Consider the following 3,313-nt stretch of genomic DNA (forward strand, 5'->3'; position numbering starts at 1 on the left):
CGATAAATATCATAAGCCAACACTTTTTGTAATCAATAAAATTGATAGTGAAAAAGCTAATTTTGAGAAGAGTTATACAAGTCTTAAAGAACTGGTAGGTAGCAATGCTGTTTTAGTACAATATCCTATAACAATAGATGGTGCCCAATGTATTATTGATGTCTTAAAGATGAAGTGTTACAAATTTGGTCCAGAAGGTGGTAAGCCAGAAAAATTGCCAATACCAGAAGATCAACTAGAATATGCCAATCAGCTTCATAACGAGCTAGTAGAAAAAGCTGCGGAAAATGATGAAGAACTTATGGAGCTTTACTTTGAAAAAGGTACGCTTAATGAAGAAGAGCTTCGTAAAGGTATTAAGTTAGGCATGTTAAATCACGATTTCTTTCCTGTATTCTGTGTATCAGCATTAAAAGATATGGGAACAGGTAGATTAATGGGCTTTATAGATAATGTAGCTCCTGCAGCTGCAGATTTAAAACCAGAGCAAACTTTAGAAGGAGGTCTAGTAAAGCCTGAGGTTGATGCAGATACATCTTTGTTTGTATTTAAGACAGTTTATCAACCAAGTTTAGGACAGATTACATTTTTTAAAGTAAAATCTGGTGAAGTAAATGTAAATGATAAATTATACAACACTAGAACTGGTGAGAGTGAAACTTTAAACCAACTCTTTATAATGGATGGTAAAGAAAAGCATGCCGTTCAAAAGCTAACAACAGGAGATATTGGTGCCACCACGAAGCTAAAATACACAGACACTAATGATACTTTAGCAACAACTGCAGAAGCTGGTACAATAAAACCTATAAAGTTCCCTCAAGCTAGATTAGTAAAAGCTGTATTTGCAGACAACACAACTGAGGAAGAAAAACTGAGTGAAGCTTTAAAACGAATTCATAGTCAAGATTTAACAGTAGATTTAAGTTATAATAGCGAAACACATCAAACTTTAGTTGGTACACAAGGCGAATTGCATTTAGCAACGTTAACTTGGCTTTTAGAAAATATTTATAATGTTAAGCCACGTTTTGAAGCACCAAAAATATCTTACAGAGAAACTATACAAAGAAGCGCAACAGCTAATTATAGACACAAAAAGCAAAGTGGTGGATCTGGACAATTTGGACAAGTGCACTTAAAGATAGAGCCTTATTATGAAGGCATGCCAGAGCCAGAAGGTTTTTCTATTAGAGGAAAAGAAGTAGTAGAATTACCTTGGGAAGGTAAGTTAGTTTTCTATAACTGTATTGTTGGTGGTGTTATAGATCAACGCTACTTACCAGCAGTAATGAAAGGTATATTGGAAGTAATGGAATCTGGTCCTTTAACTAAATCCTATATAAGAGACGTAAGAGTTATGGTGTACGATGGTAAAATGCATGCGGTAGACTCTAATGATATTTCGTTTAAAATTGCAGGAGCACATGCATTTAAGGAAGCTTTTTTAAACGCAAACCCTAAGCTTTTAGAACCAATAGAGCAAATGACATTAAGAGTGCCAGAGCAAATGGTTGGTAATGTAATGACCGAACTGCAGAGTAGAAGGGCTATTATTCAAGGAATAGAAACAGAAGCACATTATCAAATACTTAAATGTACTATTCCTTCTGCAGAGTTAACCGATTTCTCTAGCCAATTGCGCTCATTAACACAAGGTAGAGCTACGTATTCTTCAGAATTTAAAGGCTATTCAGCTGTACCAAATCACATACAAAAAGAATTAGTAAAAGAACAAGAATTAATAACCACATAAACAGAAAAAGATATGCAAAGCAAAATAATGTATTTAAGCGATTTAAAGTTCAATATAGAAACATGGAGAAGAGAGTTAAGGTTTCACTTTACCGAAATGGATACTTTTCAAGAGAAATTAGAAGAAGTTGTTTCTCGTATAGATGATCCTGTTGCTCTAAAAAAATTAGAAGTGTTTCAAAATCGTATAATGATAGAAAAAGATGCTATTTCAAAATTATTACACAGATGCCGTAATAAAATGGCAAATATTCAAAATGTAGATTTTAATGAAAATATAGATGGTAGACTCCAGAATGAGCAACATACGCTTAAAGAAGATATGCGTACTTATATTAAGTTGCATTATGATCTTAAAGAAGAAATGATGGACTATTTTATAGAAGTCATGTAGTTTTATAGTTAGTAATTTAAAAACCACGGATTTTCCGTGGTTTTTTGTTTTTAAAAATATTTTGTTTTTTAATTGTTTACAATTTTGGTCTTTTCTCTAATAGCAAAACGGTTTATTTGCTTTTACAATCTATAATAACTCTGACTCGTCCCTTTTGTACAAGGGCAATTACTTGCGCTTTGTAAAAGATTTAAACCAATAGTAATAACATGAGTACCTGTATTAAAACCAGATAAATCATTAATTGTTACTTGGTAAGAATACGCAAAATAGAGTTTGTTGTGTAATATACCAGCCATTGGTCCAAGGTTTAACGGATCTAAAAACTGATCGTTTAAAAAACGGTAAGAAGCACCAATCCAGTAATAATCACCATTTCTGTTAAACTTTCTATATTTAAAATTAATATCTGTAGCAGAGCGATTATCACTATCAAAGAATTGAAAGAATACTGACGGTTCAAATTCTATATCCTTGTTATGTTTTGGTGTGTAAACATATCCTGAGTAAATCTGATAATTCAACAACAAGGAAGGCTCTATACCACCAGTAAAATCTGCGATATCTTTAGATATAATATTATTAGCATTAAAGCTTAAGTAAAAATTATCCCATCTATATAGTAAACCAGCATCAAAGTTATTATTATTTACTGCTCTATCTCCATTAATAGCAGGATCTAGAATTGGAATTTCATAAGTAGTATTAAAGTTTTCTATATCTATTCTAAAATTGTTAATGTTGTATGAAAGCCCAAAAGATAAATATTGCTTAGATCGCCAATCTAAAATTAAATGATGAGCAAAAGATAATTTAATACCTTTTTGGCGTGTATTACCATTCTTATCATTATAAGCCGAAACACCTATCCCAGAGCGATTAGAAATTCTAAAATCTGCATATATTGATTGGTTATCTGGAGCATCTTTAATACCAACCCATTGTGTTAACCCATTGGCTCTAATTTTTAAATTATCACCAATACCAGCATATGTTGGTGAGATTACAAAATCATTATCTGCTAAATATTGGGTCCAAACAGGTAAATTTAATTCTTGACTAAAGCTTTTTGCTACAGTTAAAAATATTAGATATAGTATAATTCTCTTCATCTTTGTAGGTTTTGTTCGTTAGGTTTGGGTTACCTGTATAATGTAAAATGTC

At 32.0% G+C, this 3,313-nt stretch carries 3 protein-coding genes; 2 read left to right on the forward strand and 1 reads right to left on the reverse strand.

What is annotated here, in order from left to right:
• A partial coding sequence (locus N4A42_RS14240) for a translation factor GTPase family protein (protein WP_294075403.1) occupies positions 1 to 1,756 on the forward strand: 1,756 nt, incomplete at its 5' end.
• Between the two features lie 12 nt (positions 1,757 to 1,768).
• Positions 1,769 to 2,149 carry a hypothetical protein gene (locus N4A42_RS14245; protein WP_294075406.1) on the forward strand — a complete coding sequence of 127 codons (381 nt, stop codon included), beginning with the start codon at positions 1,769 to 1,771 and terminating at the stop codon, positions 2,147 to 2,149.
• Between the two features lie 122 nt (positions 2,150 to 2,271).
• On the opposite strand, the gene N4A42_RS14250 is transcribed toward N4A42_RS14245, so the two are convergent.
• Positions 2,272 to 3,261 (reverse strand): type IX secretion system membrane protein PorP/SprF, encoded by a 990-nt coding sequence (locus N4A42_RS14250; protein WP_294075409.1) that lies wholly within the window; start codon positions 3,259 to 3,261, stop codon positions 2,272 to 2,274.
• Between the last annotated feature and the right edge of the window lie 52 nt (positions 3,262 to 3,313).

Origin of the sequence: Winogradskyella sp. (assembly GCF_025210595.1) — a bacterium.
Lineage (GTDB): Bacteria > Bacteroidota > Bacteroidia > Flavobacteriales > Flavobacteriaceae > Winogradskyella.

Bases quoted from the DNA above. Each gene is read 5' to 3' on its own strand.
- N4A42_RS14250 (WP_294075409.1), bottom strand. From the start codon at position 3,261: ATGAAGAGAATTATACTATATCTAATATTTTTAACTGTAGCAAAAAGC.
- N4A42_RS14245 (WP_294075406.1), top strand. From the start codon at position 1,769: ATGCAAAGCAAAATAATGTATTTAAGCGATTTAAAGTTCAATATAGAA.